Consider the following 15,980-nt stretch of genomic DNA (forward strand, 5'->3'; position numbering starts at 1 on the left):
GAAACCCCACCCCCCCCTCCCCCCCCCCCCCCCCCCCCCCCCCCCCCCCCTCTCTCCCCCCCCCCCCCCCCCCCCCCCCCCCCCCCCCCCCCCCCCCCCCCCCCACGACCGTGCGACCGTCGACGGTGGCGGTGACCCCCTGCCCCGGGGTGGAGGTGAAGCCATCGACGTCGGCCAGGGGCAGGCCGCGTTCGCGGGCGGCGGTGACCACGGCCTTGCCGAGGGGGTGCTCGCTGGGATGCTCGGCGGAGGCCGCCAGCGTGAGGAGCGCATCCTCCTCCAGGCCGCTGCCGGGAAGGGGGCGCAGGTCGATGACGTGGGGGGTGCCTTCGGTGAGGGTGCCGGTCTTGTCCAGGGCGACGGTGTCGATCCGTCCGAGGCGTTCCATGACGACGGCGGACTTGGCGAGCACGCCGTGGCGGCCGGCGTTGGCGACGGCGGACAGCAGCGGCGGCATGGTGGAGAGCACCACCGCGCACGGCGAGGCCACGATCATGAACGTCATGGCCCGCAGCAGCGCCGAGGAGAAGGTGTCGCCGAAGGCGAGCGGAACGGCGAAGACGGCGAGGGTGGCGATGACCATGGCGATGGAGTAGCGCTGCTCGATCTTCTCGATGAACAGCTGGGTAGGGGCCTTGGTCTCGGAGGCTTCCTCGACCATCTTCACGATCCGGGCGATCACCGAGTCCGCCGGATCGCGCTCGACCAGCACCCGCAGGGCGCCCGTGCCGTTGACGGTGCCGGCGAACACCTCGTCCCCGCTCTGCTTGGAGACCGGCAGCGGCTCGCCGGTGATGGTGGCCTGGTCCACGTCACCGACCCCGTCGAGGACCCGGCCGTCCGCGCCGATCCGCTCACCGGGCCGGACCAGGATGGTGTCCCCGGCCGCCAGCCGCCCGGTGTCCACCGTCTCCTCGGTGCCGTCCGGCAGAAGCCGGGTGGCGGTGGTGGGCGCGAGGTCGAGCAGACCGCGCACGGAGTCGGCGGTCCGGGCGGTGGCGACCGCTTCCAGGGCGCCGGAGGTGGCGAAGATGACGATCAGCAGCGCGCCGTCGAGGACCTGGCCGATCGCGGCGGCCCCGAGGGCGGCGACGACCATCAGCAGGTCCACATCCAGCGTCCTTGCCTTCAGGGCCCGCAAACCCTCCCAGCCCGGTTCCCAGCCGCCGGTGACGTAGGTCCCGGCGAACAGGGTGCCCCACAGCCATGCCGGGCCGTCCAGCAGGTGGACCGGCAGCGCGAGGAGGAACAGCACCAGCGCCGCGAGCGCCCAGCGGGCCTCGGGCAGCGCGAGCAGGCGGGTGCGGCGCCGGGACAGTACCGGAGGCGCGGCGCCGGCGGGCGGCGCGGCGCGCTGATCCAGGACGGAAGACATGACGGAACAACCCTTCACGGGCGGGACGGGGCTACGCCCTACCGTACATGAACATCTGAACAGGTCTTCAGGTGTTATCGGTATGATGGGGGAATGGGTCACGGACGCGACACCACCGCCGGCAGCGCCACCACCCGCAGCCGCCTCGACGCGGTCGGCACCGCCGACGTCGCCGCCACCCTCCAGGCCCTCGCCACGCCCTCCCGGCTCCACATCCTGGCCCGCCTCCAGGAAGGTCCCTGCTCGGTCGGAGACCTCGCCGAAGCCGTCGACATGGAAGCCTCCGCCTGCTCCCACCAGCTCCGGCTGCTGCGCAACCTCGGCCTGGTGACCGGCGAGCGGCAGGGCCGCTCCATCGTGTACTCGCTCTACGACGACCACGTCGCCGAGCTCCTCGACCAGGCCCTCTACCACGTCGAGCACCTGCGCCTGGGTCTGCGCGACACCCCGGCCCCCGCGGCCGCCCCGGCCGATGGGCACTGAGCAGGGGAAGCTACCGGGCGCCACAGCTCTGTTCGCCGTCGTCGTCCAGCTCCGGCGGGTCCGGGTCGCGCGGCAGGCGTGACCGCGACCACCACCAGCGCCCTGGCCGCCGCCGGGCGGACCCGCGGCAGCCTTGCCGTAGCGGTCACGCACAGCGACCACGAGGGCTCACCGCACCAGCGGCCACGCGAACGCTCCCGGGCCGAACGTAGGTGCCGAGGGCACGCGGCGCCCGTGTCGACGCATGCCGATGGCCCCGCGCCCTGAACGGACCAGCTCGCTTCGCGGTCGCGGAGACGGTGGCCGACCCCGCGAGCGGCGACCGGCCCCACCGGCTCGTCATCGGACACCACGGGATCGGCGGCGTCCGGGTCGTAGCCGTGCGCGGCGAGATCGACCACGGCGTCTCGGACGTCCTCTGCGAGGCCCTGCTGCTCCGGGATCTGCGAGCATGGGCCTTATGGATGCGCGGAGCAGGAACCACGTGCGGGTGACCGGGCGTGCCGCCGGTGCGCCGGTGGTGATGCTGGCGCACGGGTTCGGGTGTGATCAGAACTTGTGGCGTCTGGTGGTGCCGGCCCTGGAGCGTGACTTCACCGTCGTTGTCTTCGATCATGTGGGTGCGGGGCAGTCGGACCTGTCGGCGTGGAACGAGGAGCGGTACTCGTCGGTCGAGGGGTATGCCGAGGATGTGCTGGAGCTGTGCCGGGAGCTGGCGCTCGGCCCGGTGACGTTCGTGGGGCATTCGGTGAGCGCCATGATGGGTGTGCTGGCCGCCGTGCGGGAGCCCGCGGCATTCGCCGGGCTGGTGCTGCTCGCACCTTCGCCGTGTTTCGTCGACGACCCGGCGACCGGCTACCGGGGCGGGTTCAGCGCTGATGACATCCAGGAGCTGCTGGAGTCGCTGGAGGCGAACTACCTGGGCTGGTCCGGCGCGATGGCCCCGGTCATCATGGGCAATCCCGACCGGCCGGAGCTGGGTGAGGAGCTGACCAACAGCTTCTGCCGCACCGACCCGGACGTCGCCCGGGTCTTCGCCCGGGTGACGTTCCTGTCCGACAACCGTACCGACCTCGCCGAGGTGGGTGTTCCCACGCTGGTCGCCCAGTGCTCCAACGATGCGATCGCACCGCCCGAGGTGGGCGCGTTCGTCCACGCGCAGATCCCGCACAGCCGCCTGATCACGCTGAACGCCACCGGACACTGCCCCCAGCTCTCCGCCCCCGAGGAGACCGCCGCGGCCATCGCCGCATTCGCGGGAGCCGTCCAATAATGTGCACAGCCAGCGACGAAGAAGGCGGGGGCCCGGAACAGGGCGAGAGCTTTTCGGATGAGGAGGCACAGTTCGCCGCTCTGCTCGAGGACAGTGCCGAAGATCTGTACGAGCGGGCGCCATGCGGCTATCTGTCCACGCTGCTGGACGGCCGGATCGTCAAGGTCAACGCCACCTTGCTGGACTGGCTCGGCTACCGGCGCGGCGACCTGGTGGGCCGCAGGCACTTCTCCGAGCTGCTCACCGTCGGAGGCAGGCTCTACCACGAGACACACTTCGCCCCGCTGCTGCGGATGCAGGGCGAGATCAGCGGTATCGCCCTGGAGCTGAAGGCCGCCAACGGCTCGCGCCTGCCGGTCCTGGTCACGTCCACGGTGAAAACCGGCGACGACGGGCAGCCGCTGCTGATCCGTACCACCGTCGTCGATGCCCGCGACCGCCGCGCCTACGAAGCGGAACTGCTGCGCGCCCGCCAGGAAGCCGATCAGGAACGCGAGCGCCTCCAGCAGCTGGCCGCCACCCTGCAACAGACTCTGCTACCGCCGGTGCTGGTGAACGTACCCGGCCTGGACGTCTCGGCGTACTACCACATCGCCTCCATCGACGAGGTCGGCGGCGACTTCTACGACCTCTTCCCCCTGTCCGCCGGCTCCTGGGGCCTGTTCCTGGGCGACGTGTGCGGCAAGGGCGCCGCCGCCGCGGTCATCACCTCCCTGGCCCGCTACAGCCTGCGCGCCGCCGCCGTCTACGACCCCGACCCGGTCGCCGTCCTCGCCAACCTCAACACGGTCCTCAACCACGAGTACGAGGGCACCGACCCCCGCTTTTGCACCGTCATCTTCGGCCTGCTCACCCCGGACCCCGAGCGGGGCGGCTTCCACATCACCCTGGCCAGCGGCGGCCACCCGCCCGCCCTGCTGATGCGGGCCGACGGCACCGCCGACTACCTGCCCACCCCCGGCGGGCAGCTCATCGGCGTCCTGTCCGACGCCCACATCGCCACCACCGACATCCACCTCGCCAACGGCGACACCCTGCTGCTGCACACCGACGGCCTCACCGAAGCCCACATCAACGCCACCGCCGGCAACGCGGAACGCTACGGCGACGAAGCCCTTCTCGACTTCGGCCGCGCCCTCGCACCCACCACGGCGTCCGCCACCATCGGCGCGATCCGCGACCTGCTCGACACCTTCGGCACCGGCGTGGACGACGACACGGCCGTCCTAGCCATCCACGTGCCCCGGCTTCCCGGTGAAGAGCAGGAGTGACCCAGCACCCGGCCCTCCGCACCCGCACCATCCCCGCCGGAACGGTCATCGCGCTCGCCGGGGAACTGGACCACCACACCGCCGACGACGTCCGCAATGCGCTGCCCAGGCTCTCCCTGCATGCGGGTCAGCAGCTCGTCCTCGACCTCGGCGGCCTCAGCCTCCGCAGGGGCACCGCACGGAGCCGATGGAGCGCCGACGCGTGCGGTCCGCGGGGAAAGCAGCCCTCCTGCGTGGTGCCGTGCTTCTCCTGTCACCCCTCGATCGCTGCCCGCACCGGGCGGGGCAGCGGGACCTCGCGGAACGGCCCCGCCCCCCGATGCTCCGGCTCCGGCGGCCGATCCCCGCAAGGCGGCCGGACCACGGGAGTGATCGGCTCAGCCGCCGCTCTTGCGCCGGAACGACCGCTGGTTCGCGGCCGGGCCGTGCGCCGCCCGCACCTTCGACGCGTTGGGATTGGCGGCGGCATCGGCGGAGTCCGCCTGCGCACCGCGCTTGCGCGCCAGGGCTTCGCGGAACTTGCGCTTGAGGTCGTAGTTGCCGTCGCTGTCCGGCGCCAAGGGGGGCGTCTCGGGGTCGGTCGGCTCCGAACCTTCCGTGGCTGTGGGCTCTGCGGTCATGGTGACCTCCTGGGTTCGGGCGGGGTGGTGAAAGCACAGCTTGTCATGCCGGGCGTGGTGCGGGGCACCGGCAACGTCATCCCGCCACATTTCGGCGGATGTGCCTCTCCCGGATTCCAAGGACGTTCGCTTCGTAGGGGGAGAGGCACAGGCGGGCCGCGGGCCGGGATGCGCCGTGAGCCCGTGGACGGGAGACCGGCCGGCGGTCCGGCCCTCAGCCGCTGCGGCGCACGCGGGCGGCCTTGCGGGCCTCGACGAGCTTGCGGGCCTCGCCGGCCTTCCGGGACTTGCCGCCTGCGGCACGGGAGGTGTCCTTGCTGGTGCCGAGGCCACGGAAGGGAGCGTTGGTGTTCTTGGGCCGGAGGGCGGCGGGCCCGCCGTCGAGCGGGGTCCCGGAGGGTGCCTTGGCGCCGGTGATCCGGCTCAGCTCCGCCTCGCCCGAGCGCACCTTGGTGACGGTCGGCTCGATGCCGGCCCCGGCCATCATGCGGCTGACCTCGCGGCGCTGGCCCGTCAGGACGAGTGTGACCACGCTGCCGGACTCACCGGCGCGGGCTGTGCGGCCCGCCCGGTGCACGTAGTCCTTGGGGTCGGTGGGCGGGTCGACGTTGACCACGAGATCGAGGTCGTCGACGTGCAGGCCACGGGCCGCGACATTGGTCGCCACCAGAACGGTGACCTGTCCGTTCCTGAACTGCGCCAGGGTCCGTGTGCGCTGTGGCTGGGACTTGCCGCTGTGCAGGGCCCCGGCGTGCACCCCGCTGGCCCGCAGATGCCGGGTGAGCTGGTCGACAGCGTGCTTGGTGTCGAGGAACAGCAGGACCCGGCCGTCGCGGGCGGCGATCTCCGTGACGACGGCGTAGCGATCAGGTCCGTGGACGACCAGAACGTGGTGCCGCATCGTCGTGACCGTGCCCGCGGACGGGTCGACCGCGTGGACGACGGGGTCGTGGAGGTAGCGGTGGACCAGCTGGTCGACATCGCGGTCCAGCGTGGCCGAGAACAGCATCCGCTGACCGTCGGACCGCACCTGGTCGAGGACGTCGACCACCTGCGGCAGGAATCCCAGGTCGCACATCTGGTCGGCCTCGTCCAGCACGGTGATCCGTACCCGTTCCAGGCGGCAGGCGCCGCGCTCGATCAGGTCGTGCAGGCGTCCGGGGGTGGCGACGACCACCTCGGCTCCCTGGCGCAGCGCGGCGACCTGCCGGCCGATCGACATGCCGCCGACGACCGTGGCCATCCGCAGCCGCAGCGCCTCGGCGTACGGCGTCAGCGCCTGGGTGACCTGCTGGGCCAGCTCCCGGGTGGGCACGAGGACCAGAGCGAGGGGCTGCTTCGGTTCGGCGCGCCGCCCGGCCGTACGGGTCAGCAGCGGCAGGCCGAAGGCTAGCGTCTTGCCCGATCCGGTGCGCCCGCGTCCCAGGACGTCGCGCCCCCGAAGGGCATCGGGCAGTGTGGCGGCCTGGATGGGGAAGGGTTCGCGCACCCCGAGTTCGCTCAGTGTCCGCAGCAGTTCGCCCGGCAGTTCCAGACCGGCGAAGGAGACGGCCGTGGGCGGCGCCGGGGTCGTGGCCCCGGGCCGGGCGGTACCGCCGTGGGCGATGCCGGAGTCATCGGGATGCTTCATGAACAGGCCTTCCGCAGGAGAACGTACCGAGGAAGGCCCGGCAGGACTGAACAGCCCACGCACCAGGGGAACCGAACAGGCAGAATCGCCCACCGCGACGACCACGCAAACGCAAGACACTAACACAAGGCATCGCATCGCGACATGCCCGGACACCGGCGCCCCGAGCCACCGTCACATCCGGTGTCGCGGCCTCGACCGAACCGCACGAGGAACCGCCGGCCGACCCGGTCCACCGGCTCGCGCCGCCGACCTGAAGCCTCCGCCGGCGGCTCCGGTACGCCGCGTCACCCATCCGTCGGCCGGCCGCCCGTCACGCGCAGCGGGTAGTGGGGCCCCGGTTCGGCGAGGTAGCGGGCGTCCCGGTGCCGTGCTGAACTGAGCGGAGTGCGCGTCACCGCGGCGCCGGTGGGGCCCGTGGTGTGACATGACCGGCATGCAGGCGCACGTCACGACGCGTGACATTGAGGATGTGGAGGCGACTCATGGCGGAGTCGCGGGACGACGAGCAACTCGGTCTGCGCCTGACGGCCGTAGCGGTGCTGGGGTTCGTGCTGATCATTCCGCCGTTCTTGGCGCGGTTCGATCGCGTGGGCCAGGTGTTCGGCGTCCCCGTACTCGCGGCCTACCTGTTTCTCGTGTGGGCGATCGTCATCGGCCTGGTCGCCGTGATCGGCGGCAGATCGAGGTAGGCAGTGCTCCAGACCTGGTTCATCGTCGCCGTCTCGGCCGGGTACCTCGGCCTGCTCTTCGCCGTGGCCTTCTACGGTGACCGGCGGGCGGATTCCGGCCGGAGCGTCATCAACAATGCCACGGTCTACGCGCTGTCCTTCGGCGTGTACGCCACCTCGTGGACGTACTACGGCAGCGTCGGATGGGCCGCCAGGGCCGGAGTCGGCTTCCTGCCGATCTACCTGGGGCCGACGATCATGCTCGCGCTGGGCTGGCTGGTACTGCGCAGGATCATCCGGATCAGCCGCCGGCACCGGGTCACCTCGCTGGCCGACTTCGTCTCCGCCCGCTACGGCAAGAGCACCGCACTGGGCGCTCTGGTGACGGTCATCGCTGTGGTGGGGGTCATTCCCTACATCTCACTGCAGCTCAAGGCCGTCTCCATCACCTTCGCGACCATTCGGCGCCACCCCGAGATCACCTCCGCCCCGGAACTGAGTCATATCCCGGTGCTGCAGGACACCGGGCTGTACGCGGCGCTGGTGCTCGCCGCGTTCACCATCCTCTTCGGCACCCGTCATCTGGACGCCACCGAGCACCACGAGGGCATGGTCGCCGCCATCGCGTTCGAGTCCGTGGTCAAGCTCGTGGCATTCCTCTCCGTCGGGATCTTCGTGGTCTTCTGGATGTTCAGCGGGTTCGACGACCTGTTCTCCCGGGCGGCGGACGCGGGCCACACCACGCTGTTCACGCTGCGTGGGCAGACCGGCTACGGCTCCTGGGTCTGGCTCATGGTGCTGTCCATGCTGGCGATCGTGCTGCTGCCCCGCCAGTGGCAGATCAGCGTGGTCGAGAACGTCGACGAGAGGCACCTCAAACGGGTGTTGTGGCTGTTCCCGCTGTACTTGCTCATGATCAGTGCCTTCGTCCTCCCGATCGCGGCAGGCGGGCTTCTGCGGTTCGGGAAGGGGGCCGACGCCGACACCTACGTGCTGACCCTGCCGATGGCCGGAGGCCAGGGGGCACTCGCGCTGTTCGTCTTCATCGGTGGTCTCAGCGCGGCCACCAGCATGATCATCGTCGAGACGATCGCGCTCAGCACCATGGTGTCGAACTCACTCGTGATGCCGCTGCTGCTGCGCAGCAAGTCCAGGCTGGCGCACCGGGACAACCTCGCCGGGCTGGTCCTGGGGATTCGCCGGGCCGCCATCGTGCTGATCCTGCTGCTCGGGTACGCGTACTTCCGGGTCGCGGGCGAGGAGACGGCACTGGTGTCGATCGGCCTGGTCTCGTTCGCGGCTGTGGCACAGTTCGCGCCCGCCATCCTGGGCGGCCTGTTCTGGAAGGGCGGAACCCGCCGGGGCGTGCTGGCCGGCCTGGTGGCGGGGTTCGTCGTGTGGGCGTACACGCTGGTGCTGCCGACCTTCGCCGATGCCGGGCTGCTGTCCTCTTCGTTCTTGCGGGAGGGCCCGCTCGGCATCGGGCCGCTTCGGCCGGAGCAGCTGTTCGGCATGCCGGCGATGGACCCGATCAGTCACGCGATGTTCTGGAGTGCGCTGGTGAACGTCGGCGGGTATGTCGTCGTCTCGCTCGCGGACCGACCGGGCGCTGCCGAGCGGGCGCAGGCGGTGCAGTTCGTCGGGGTCCCCGAGGAGCCCTTCAGGGAGCGACGCTGGCAGGTCCGTGCCACGGTCGGCGAACTGCAGACCCTGCTGGAACGCTTCCTGGGGCGGGAGGGCGCCCAGCGCGTGTTGCTCTCCTCCCCGGGAGGCAGAGCCGGCTCACCGGCAGCCGAAGCGTCGCCGGAGCTGGTCCACCACGTGGAGGCCCAGCTCGCCGGTTCGGTGGGCGCCGCGTCCGCGAGGCTCGCGGTCGCCGCGGTCGCCGGAGAGGAGGAGGTCGGCACCGAAGAAGTGATGCAGATGATCGGCGAGGCGTCACAGAGGGTCGAGCTGGTCCGGTGGCGACTGAAGTTGCTCTACGACGCGACCGGCGGCATCGGCACCACGTTGGACGTGACCCGTACGGCCGAAGAGCTGGCGCAGGTCGCGGTTCCGCGCTTCGCCGACTACGTCGCCGTCGACCTGGCCGAGTCCGTGCTGCGCGAGGAGGAACTGGGGGCGGACGGCGCCAACACCGGCAGTAAACGGATGCAGCGCGCGGCCGTCAGCGGCATCCGCGACGATGCTCCCCTGTTCGCCGTCGGCGACCGGATGACGTTCGCGCCGTCCTCCCCGCAGGCCCGCGCCGTCGAGAGCGGCCTGGCGGTCCTGGTGCCTCATCTGCGTGATTCCACGCAATGGCAGGAAGTGGACCTGGACCCCGCGCGGGGCTCCCGCGTCATCGACTACGGGATCCATTCGCTCATCACGGCACCGCTGTCCGCCCGCGGCGTGCTGCTGGGCATGGTCCACTTCTGGCGCTCCGAGAGGCCCGAGCCCTTCGATCAGGACGATCTCTCCCTCGCGGCCGAACTGGCCACCCGGGCCTCCGTCTCCGTCGACAACGCGCGCCGCTACACCCGCGAGCACGGCTTGGCCGTGGCGCTGCAGCGGAGACTGCTGCCCCGCGGGCTGCCCGAACAGAACGCCGTCGAGGTCGCTTCCCGTTACCTCCCCGCACAGGCAGTCGGCGGCGACTGGTTCGACGTCATCCCGCTGCCGGGCGCCAGGGTGGCGCTGGTCATGGGGGACATCGTCGGGCACGGACTGCATGCCGCAGCCACCATGGGGCAGCTGCGTACCGCCGTGCACAACTTCTCCACGCCACTGGACCTGCCACCGGAGGAACTCCTCAGCCACCTCGACGAGCTGGTCACCCTGATCGACCAGGACGCGATCACGGCCGGCGACAAGACCACAGTCACCGGCGCCACCTGCCTGTACGCGGTCTACGACTCCGTGTCCGGCACCTGTGTCATCGCCAGCGCCGGTCACCCGCCGCCCGCGCTCGTACATCCCGACGGGAGGGTGGAGTTCCTGGACGTGCCGCCGTGCCTTCCCCTGGGCATCGGCGGGCTGCCCTTCGAGGCCACCGAGCTGAGTCTGGCCGAGGGCAGCAGGCTCGTCCTGTTCACGGACGGCCTCGTGGAGCGCCGCGCCCTGGACATCGACATCGGTCTCCGGCTGCTCCGCGAGACGCTGGCGCGCGCGGACCCGTCGCCCGAGGGGACCTGCGACGCCGTGCTCGACGCCCTGCTCCCCGAGCCCCGGAGCGACGACATCGCACTGCTCGTCGCCCGTACACGGATGCTGGGGCCGGGGCAGGTCGCCGAGTGGGACGTGGAGCGCGATCCCGCCGCCGTTCGCCGGGTACGCGCTGCCGTCTCCGCCCGGCTCATGGAGTGGGAGCTGGAGGATCTCGTCTACACCACGGAGCTGATCTGCAGCGAACTGATCACCAACGCCGTGCGCCACGCCACAGGGCCGATCAAGGCGCGGTTGATCCGCGACCGTGCGCTCATCTTCGAGGTCTCCGACCACAGCAGCACCTCACCGCATCTGCGTTACGCGGCCAGCATGGACGAGGGCGGACGGGGCCTCTTCCTCGTGGCCCAGTTCGCCGAGCGCTGGGGCACGCGCTACACCAAGGAGGGCAAGGTCATCTGGGCGGAGCAGACAACACCGGGGACACTCGGCGGCTGACCGGCGTGGCCCGCGGAACCGGCTGCCCCCGCTGTCCGACCGTGGCCCACTGCTCGGCGTGGTCAGCGAACGAAGTCGGGCGGCGTGGTCTGGAGCAGCCGCGGGTCGGGGGCGTCACCGGACATCGCGAGGACACCCCTGAGGACGCGGACAAGCCGGAGCAGGCCACGCGGGCTGCGCCTGTCGACACCGCGGATGAGCTGCTTGAGGATGGTCAGCTGGTCGAAGTAGACCCGCTCGGTGACGAGGTTCTCGTGCTCGTCGAAGACGAAGTACGCCGTCATGCGGGTGCGGTGTTCCGACCCGGTCGGCGGAATCCTGCCGAGCGGCCCTTTGTGCGTGCCCCGCAGCCAGAACTCCACGATCACCGCATCGACGCTGTGCCGGAACGCGATGATCTCGTGGTCCTGGTCGGGGAAGGCCACCCGCGTGTCACGGTAGTACTCGCGCACGGCGCCGTCGCCGTCGTGCACGGTCATCTGGGCGACGAGCTCGTAGTGCGGATGCGGGAACGTGGACAGGGTGGCGTCCCAGTCCTGGCGCACCTCGTCACGGAAGTGGTCGAGCACGACCTTCTCGCGGGCGCGCAGAACCTCCTCGGACGGCAGGACGAATCGCGACATGGTGGAACCTCCTCGGATGGGGTGGACGCCGTGGGAGATGCGGCCCGTCTGACTGAACGTGTGGACCAGTGCCGGGGTTCATCCGGGAGCCAGGTTCAGGTAGTCCTGGTTGTTCCAGATACGGTAGGAGCCCTGGAACTCTTCGCGGGCTATGCGGCCCAGGTCACCCTTGCCGTACAGCACGTACTCGTTGATCCGTACGCCGCTGCTCCAGGGCAGTTCCAGGGAGAAGGCCCGGAAGCCCTTCTGCTCGACCAGGTGACGCAGGACCCGGTGCTTCATCCGGAAGAAGTCCCCGGAGCCGTGGGTGGCCTCGCCCAGACCCACCACCTCGGCGTTCCCCACCATGCGGCCCAGCGCGTCCAAGTCCCGCAGCGTGCCGTGGGGTTCGGTGCTTCTCAGTGTGTGGGCGCTGCGCTCGATCACGTGGACCACGCTCGTCGCGCTCCGGCCGGAGGAGTGCCTGGGCATGTCGGCGGTGGCCGGCGTGGCCACCGCCGACATGCCCAGGGAGAGGAGGAGGGCCGAGGAGAGCACTGCTGCCTTGCGTGGTGTCATGCCAGTAGCTTTCCGTGCGCGGGGAGACCCGCACCAACCCCCAGGCTGCCTTCCTGTGAGTACCGCAGGCGCTACCGGACGCGGTGTCGGCGGGCGTCCGTGATGCGCCCCGGACGCGGCGACGGCGGCCGGGGCGAGCTCGAGGGTGCTGCTTCCGCCTGGCCACCAGGGCGGGGATCACGGTCGCCGCACTCTCCGAGGACGGGCACAAGAGGGCGGTGAGGTGCACGTCGGCACGATGCACCGCCACAAGGGTCTCGGGTATCGGAAGCCGGCCATCGTCGGCGCCCGCGACGGTGTCATCCCCCGCACGGCTCTCGGCGAGCGCTACCGCGTCACCGGTCCCCGGCGCTGTGCCCGCGAGGAACCCGGAGCACGCTCGCTGCCCACGGTCTCGCCGTACTGGGCGCCGGGCGTCCTTGTGCCGGGGTCCGGGGTTCGGGGCCGCCGCCGGCCGGCCCCGCGTCGTAGGCGCCGGCCGCCCGTCGACGGCCGGCGGGCCGGAATCGGCCCGTCGACGCGACGACCTGGTGCAGCGTGCTCAGCCTCCCGCTCCGAGGTCGAAGACGATGCGGGCCTTGACCTGACCGTGCAGGACCTCGTCGATGGATTCGTTGACGGAGGTGAGCGGGCGGGTCTCCTGGATGACCCTGGTCCGGCCGGCCGCGTGGAGTTGGAAGACCTCGGCGAGGTCCTGGCGGGTGCCGACGATGGAGCCGATCACCGAGGTGCCGTTGAGCACGGTGTCGAAGATGGGCACCTGGATGGTCCCGTGGGCGGGCAGGGCGACCATGACGAGCTTTCCGCCGCGTCGCAGGCCGGAGTTGACTGCTTCGAAGGCGGCCGGGTTCACGGCGAGGGCGAGGGCGGCATGGGCGCCTCCGTGCCGCCTGAGCTCCGCGCCGACGTCCTGGGTGCGGGCGTCGATGAGGATGTCCGCGCCGAGTTCCCGGGCGAGTTCGAGCTTGTCGTCGGTGACGTCGATGGCCGCGACGGTGGCGCCGGCGATCTTCGCGTACTGGACCGCCAGGTGGCCGAGTCCGCCGATGCCGGAGATGGCGACGAGCTGGGCGGGCCGGACGTCGGCGACCTTCAGAGCCTTGTAGGTGGTGACGCCCGCGCAGGTCAGCGGGGCGGCGTCGACGGCGCTGACGCCCTCGGGCACGGGCTGCGCGAAGTCGGCCCATGCCAGCATCTTCTCGGCGTAGCCGCCGTCACAGCCGTAGCCGGTGTTGACCTGGCTCTCGCACAGCGTCTCCCAGCCGGACAGGCAGTGCTCGCACCGCCCGCACGCGCTGCCCAGCCACGGCACGGCGACCCGTTGACCGACGGCGAGGTGCGTGACGCCTTCGCCGAGCTTCTCGACGAGGCCGACACCTTCGTGGCCGGGCACGAAGGGTGGAGTGGGCTTGACGGGCCAGTCACCGTGCGCGGCGTGGATGTCGGTGTGGCACAACCCCGACGCCTCCACGCGGACGCGGACCTGGCCGGGGCCGGGCTCGGGATCGGGGCGCTCCTCGATGACCAGGGGTTTTCCGAACTCCCGTACGACCGCTGCCTTCATGATGTGCTCGCTTCTCTTGCGTGGTGGAACGCGTCAGTCGTGTGCGACGACGGCGATGGGAGCGGTGGAGTGATGCAGCACCGCGTGGGTGACGGCACCGATGTGGGCGCCGAAGGGACCGCGGCGTATGCGCCGGCCCACGACGACGAGGGAGGCGTCACGGGAGGCGTCGATCAGGAGGGCGGCGGCGCTGCCCGGGCGGGAGATCTCCACGACCGGCACGTCCGGGTACTTCTGCCGCCAGGGACGCAATGCCACGGCGAGTGCGTCGGCCCTCTCGCGGGCGAACTCCTCATGGGGCTCGAAGCCCGAGCCCACGGTGTAGACGGAGTACGGCGACGCGTTCCAGGCCTGAACGACGCGCACGTCCGTGGTGCGACGCTGTGCCTCCTGGAAGGCGAAGTCGATGACGGTGTCGTCGGAGCCTTTGGCGTCCAGGCCGAGCACGACCGGCCGGAACGCGGTGGCGGCGGACGGGACACCGGCCGGGTCCAGCGCGTGTTCGTCCGCGGCCTGTGCCCCGGCGCGCACCAGGACCACGGGCACCTCGGTCCGGGCGACCACGGCCTGCCCGACGGACCCCACCAGGAATCCGCCCAGCCCGCTCAGCGCACGGGATCCAAGAACCAGCAGCTCCGCGTCACGAGCGACCTCCACCAGGATGTCGGAGGGCGTGCCGGAACGGTGCTCGGTGCGCACCTCGACCCCGGGGTGACGCAGCCCCAGGTCCTCCGCTGCCTCGCGGGGGATCCGCTCGGTCCACTGCTGGGTCTCCGCACCCAGGAGCGGAGCCTGGGCGATCGGCTCCGGCACCGGCTGCCACACGTGAACCAGCCGGACCGGCAGGCCGCGCAGTTCCGCCTCGCGGGCCGCCCACTCGGCACCGGCGCGGCTCTCGGCCGAGCCGTCGAGTCCTACGGTGATCGTGCGGGCCATGGTGCCCTCCTCCAGTATCGGTGCTCCGGCTACAAGCGTCTCGTAGGACGGATTCTCGGACCAGGGGCTCCTGGCCCCCCTCCAGGACCGACCGGCCCCACCGGTGCGCCGGTGCGGTGCGCCCGTCGGCGAGCCCGGGGGCGTACTTCGCCGCACCGGCAGCAGGCGTCTGGCCCGATGGTGGTAAGGAACATCGGTGCGCGCTGGGAGAGGTCTCGCTGCCCGCGCTCCCCGCTCCTGCGGACCCGGCCGGCGTGACGCCGCCGTCCGGGGCAGGTCGGCACCGCTCCTCCCGTGACGGGGACTCGCACACCACCGAGGTCGTCCTCGGCACACCGGGTCTCCGACCGCCCGGTGTGCCTACGGTTCAATGTCCGAAGATGTGCCGTCCCCGTCGGTGGTGAGCGGACTGCGACCGCGGTGGACGGTCAGTCCGCTCCTCCCCCGGCGTGGATGCCGCGCGTGGGGATGCGCCGGCCCTGCGCACGCGGCGTCGCCGCTTGAGACCGGCGGCGAGCGTGGCAAGTCCAGGCAGAAGATCAACGTCAGTCCCACGCCGGAAAGGAACAGCCCCGGCGCGCTCAGCGTCACCAGGTGATTGCCGAACATCTCCACCGCGTAGTCGGGCCCAGCGGAAAAGTTCTCCACGACGGCGATGGTCGTGAAAGCCGCGGTGGCCAGCACCAGCAGAAGCGCCAACATGAGCATCGCTCTCACCTCATGATTCGGGCGTTTTCGCCCGGCTACCCGATATCGGGGCCCGCACACAAGGCCGGGCCGTGCAGGTGAGCGACGCGGGGCAGACGTGTTCGTCGCCGAGGTCACGAGCCTGACGGGAACGCGGGAGGACCAGCAGATCAGCCTGGGCCTCGCGCACGGGACGGCGTGCCCTGCGGCACCATCGTGCGCGAAGGGGCCACTGGCGGCCGACTGCGCTGAGCGGCCACGGGTCGCTCCAGGCGCAGGTCACACCCCTGCCGGACAGGGTCCATCGCACCGCGGCCGAGGATCGGTGTGAGCCGGTAACAGGGCCGGCGACCTGAGCAGGAAACTGGTGAGCGATGTCGCGGACCTGCTCGCGACGGGTGGGCTCGGCGTCTGACCCCAGCCGATGTCCAGCAGCAGGTCCAGTGCCGCCTCCTCGAGCGAGGCGGTGCCCAACGCCGTCATGGAGGGCACCGGTTCCCGGGGGCTCACTCGGCCTCCACCGGCGGGCCGCTGAGGGAAAGCTGCGGAATGGCGTGGAGTTGGGCACGGGTCGCCGGGTGTCGTAGACGGGGGCGCGCGGACGGCATGGTTTCGCACGCCAGTCGGTCACGTCGCGCACCACA

The 15,980-nt window shown here is 71.2% G+C and carries 14 protein-coding genes; 6 read left to right on the plus strand and 8 right to left on the minus strand.

The features are described 5' to 3' along the window. On the minus strand, nucleotides 1-1,375 hold a 1,375-nt coding region (locus tag ACZ5C2_RS11165), incomplete at its 3' end, for a heavy metal translocating P-type ATPase (protein ID WP_468788989.1). Nucleotides 1,376-1,468: 93 nt separating this feature from the next. Between ACZ5C2_RS11165 and ACZ5C2_RS11170 the strand changes: the two genes are divergently transcribed. From ACZ5C2_RS11170 to ACZ5C2_RS11185, 4 genes are all read left to right on the plus strand, one after another. After that, entirely contained in the window at nucleotides 1,469-1,858 is a 390-nt protein-coding gene (locus tag ACZ5C2_RS11170) for an ArsR/SmtB family transcription factor (RefSeq protein ID WP_468788991.1), read from the plus strand. A 299-nt stretch (nucleotides 1,859-2,157) separates the two neighbouring features. Continuing rightward, entirely contained in the window at nucleotides 2,158-2,352 is a 195-nt protein-coding gene (locus tag ACZ5C2_RS11175) for a hypothetical protein (RefSeq protein ID WP_468788993.1), read from the plus strand. Beyond that, nucleotides 2,319-3,131, plus strand: coding sequence for an alpha/beta fold hydrolase (locus tag ACZ5C2_RS11180; RefSeq protein WP_468788995.1), 813 nt, complete (start codon nucleotides 2,319-2,321; stop codon nucleotides 3,129-3,131). The genes ACZ5C2_RS11175 and ACZ5C2_RS11180 overlap by 34 nt, the downstream gene beginning before the upstream one ends. Further along, nucleotides 3,131-4,402 carry a PP2C family protein-serine/threonine phosphatase gene (locus tag ACZ5C2_RS11185; RefSeq protein ID WP_468788997.1) on the plus strand — a complete coding sequence of 424 codons (1,272 nt, stop codon included), beginning with the start codon at nucleotides 3,131-3,133 and terminating at the stop codon, nucleotides 4,400-4,402. The genes ACZ5C2_RS11180 and ACZ5C2_RS11185 overlap by 1 nt, the downstream gene beginning before the upstream one ends. Before the next feature lie 377 nt (nucleotides 4,403-4,779). On the opposite strand, the gene ACZ5C2_RS11190 is transcribed toward ACZ5C2_RS11185, so the two are convergent. Together ACZ5C2_RS11190 and ACZ5C2_RS11195 are read right to left on the minus strand one after the other, a co-directional pair. Further along, complete coding sequence (locus ACZ5C2_RS11190) at nucleotides 4,780-5,022, minus strand: DUF5302 domain-containing protein (RefSeq protein ID WP_468788999.1); 243 nt, start codon at nucleotides 5,020-5,022, stop codon at nucleotides 4,780-4,782. Between the two features lie 214 nt (nucleotides 5,023-5,236). Next, a complete protein-coding gene (locus tag ACZ5C2_RS11195; protein WP_468789001.1) occupies nucleotides 5,237-6,652 on the minus strand; it encodes a DEAD/DEAH box helicase in 1,416 nt (471 codons plus the stop codon). 485 nt (nucleotides 6,653-7,137) lie between these two features. Here ACZ5C2_RS11195 and ACZ5C2_RS11200 point away from each other — a divergent pair, with 485 nt between their 5' ends. Both ACZ5C2_RS11200 and ACZ5C2_RS11205 read left to right on the plus strand, forming a co-directional pair. Beyond that, nucleotides 7,138-7,344, plus strand: a complete 207-nt coding sequence (locus ACZ5C2_RS11200) for a hypothetical protein (RefSeq protein WP_468789003.1) — start codon at nucleotides 7,138-7,140, stop codon at nucleotides 7,342-7,344. A gap of 3 nt (nucleotides 7,345-7,347) precedes the next feature. Then, nucleotides 7,348-10,968, plus strand: coding sequence for a SpoIIE family protein phosphatase (locus tag ACZ5C2_RS11205; protein WP_468789005.1), 3,621 nt, complete (start codon nucleotides 7,348-7,350; stop codon nucleotides 10,966-10,968). 62 nt (nucleotides 10,969-11,030) lie between these two features. Here ACZ5C2_RS11205 and ACZ5C2_RS11210 read toward each other — a convergent pair whose 3' ends face one another. The 5 genes from ACZ5C2_RS11210 to ACZ5C2_RS11230 form a co-directional block, all read right to left on the minus strand. Next, the gene (locus ACZ5C2_RS11210) at nucleotides 11,031-11,591 is read right to left on the minus strand and encodes an ester cyclase (RefSeq protein WP_468789007.1); all 561 of its coding nucleotides are present in this window, start codon (nucleotides 11,589-11,591) and stop codon (nucleotides 11,031-11,033) included. A gap of 78 nt (nucleotides 11,592-11,669) precedes the next feature. After that, a complete protein-coding gene (locus tag ACZ5C2_RS11215) occupies nucleotides 11,670-12,149 on the minus strand; it encodes an erythromycin esterase family protein (protein WP_468789009.1) in 480 nt (159 codons plus the stop codon). Nucleotides 12,150-12,690: 541 nt separating this feature from the next. Next, on the minus strand, nucleotides 12,691-13,713 hold the full coding sequence (gene adhP, locus ACZ5C2_RS11220; RefSeq protein WP_468789011.1) for an alcohol dehydrogenase AdhP: 1,023 nt from the start codon (nucleotides 13,711-13,713) through the stop codon (nucleotides 12,691-12,693). 33 nt (nucleotides 13,714-13,746) lie between these two features. After that, a complete protein-coding gene (locus ACZ5C2_RS11225; protein WP_468789013.1) occupies nucleotides 13,747-14,649 on the minus strand; it encodes a universal stress protein in 903 nt (300 codons plus the stop codon). Nucleotides 14,650-15,009: 360 nt separating this feature from the next. Continuing rightward, nucleotides 15,010-15,357, minus strand: coding sequence for a hypothetical protein (locus ACZ5C2_RS11230; RefSeq protein ID WP_468789015.1), 348 nt, complete (start codon nucleotides 15,355-15,357; stop codon nucleotides 15,010-15,012). Nucleotides 15,358-15,980 lie beyond the last annotated feature (623 nt).

The sequence above is a fragment of the Streptomyces sp. NPDC031365 genome (assembly GCF_055569765.1).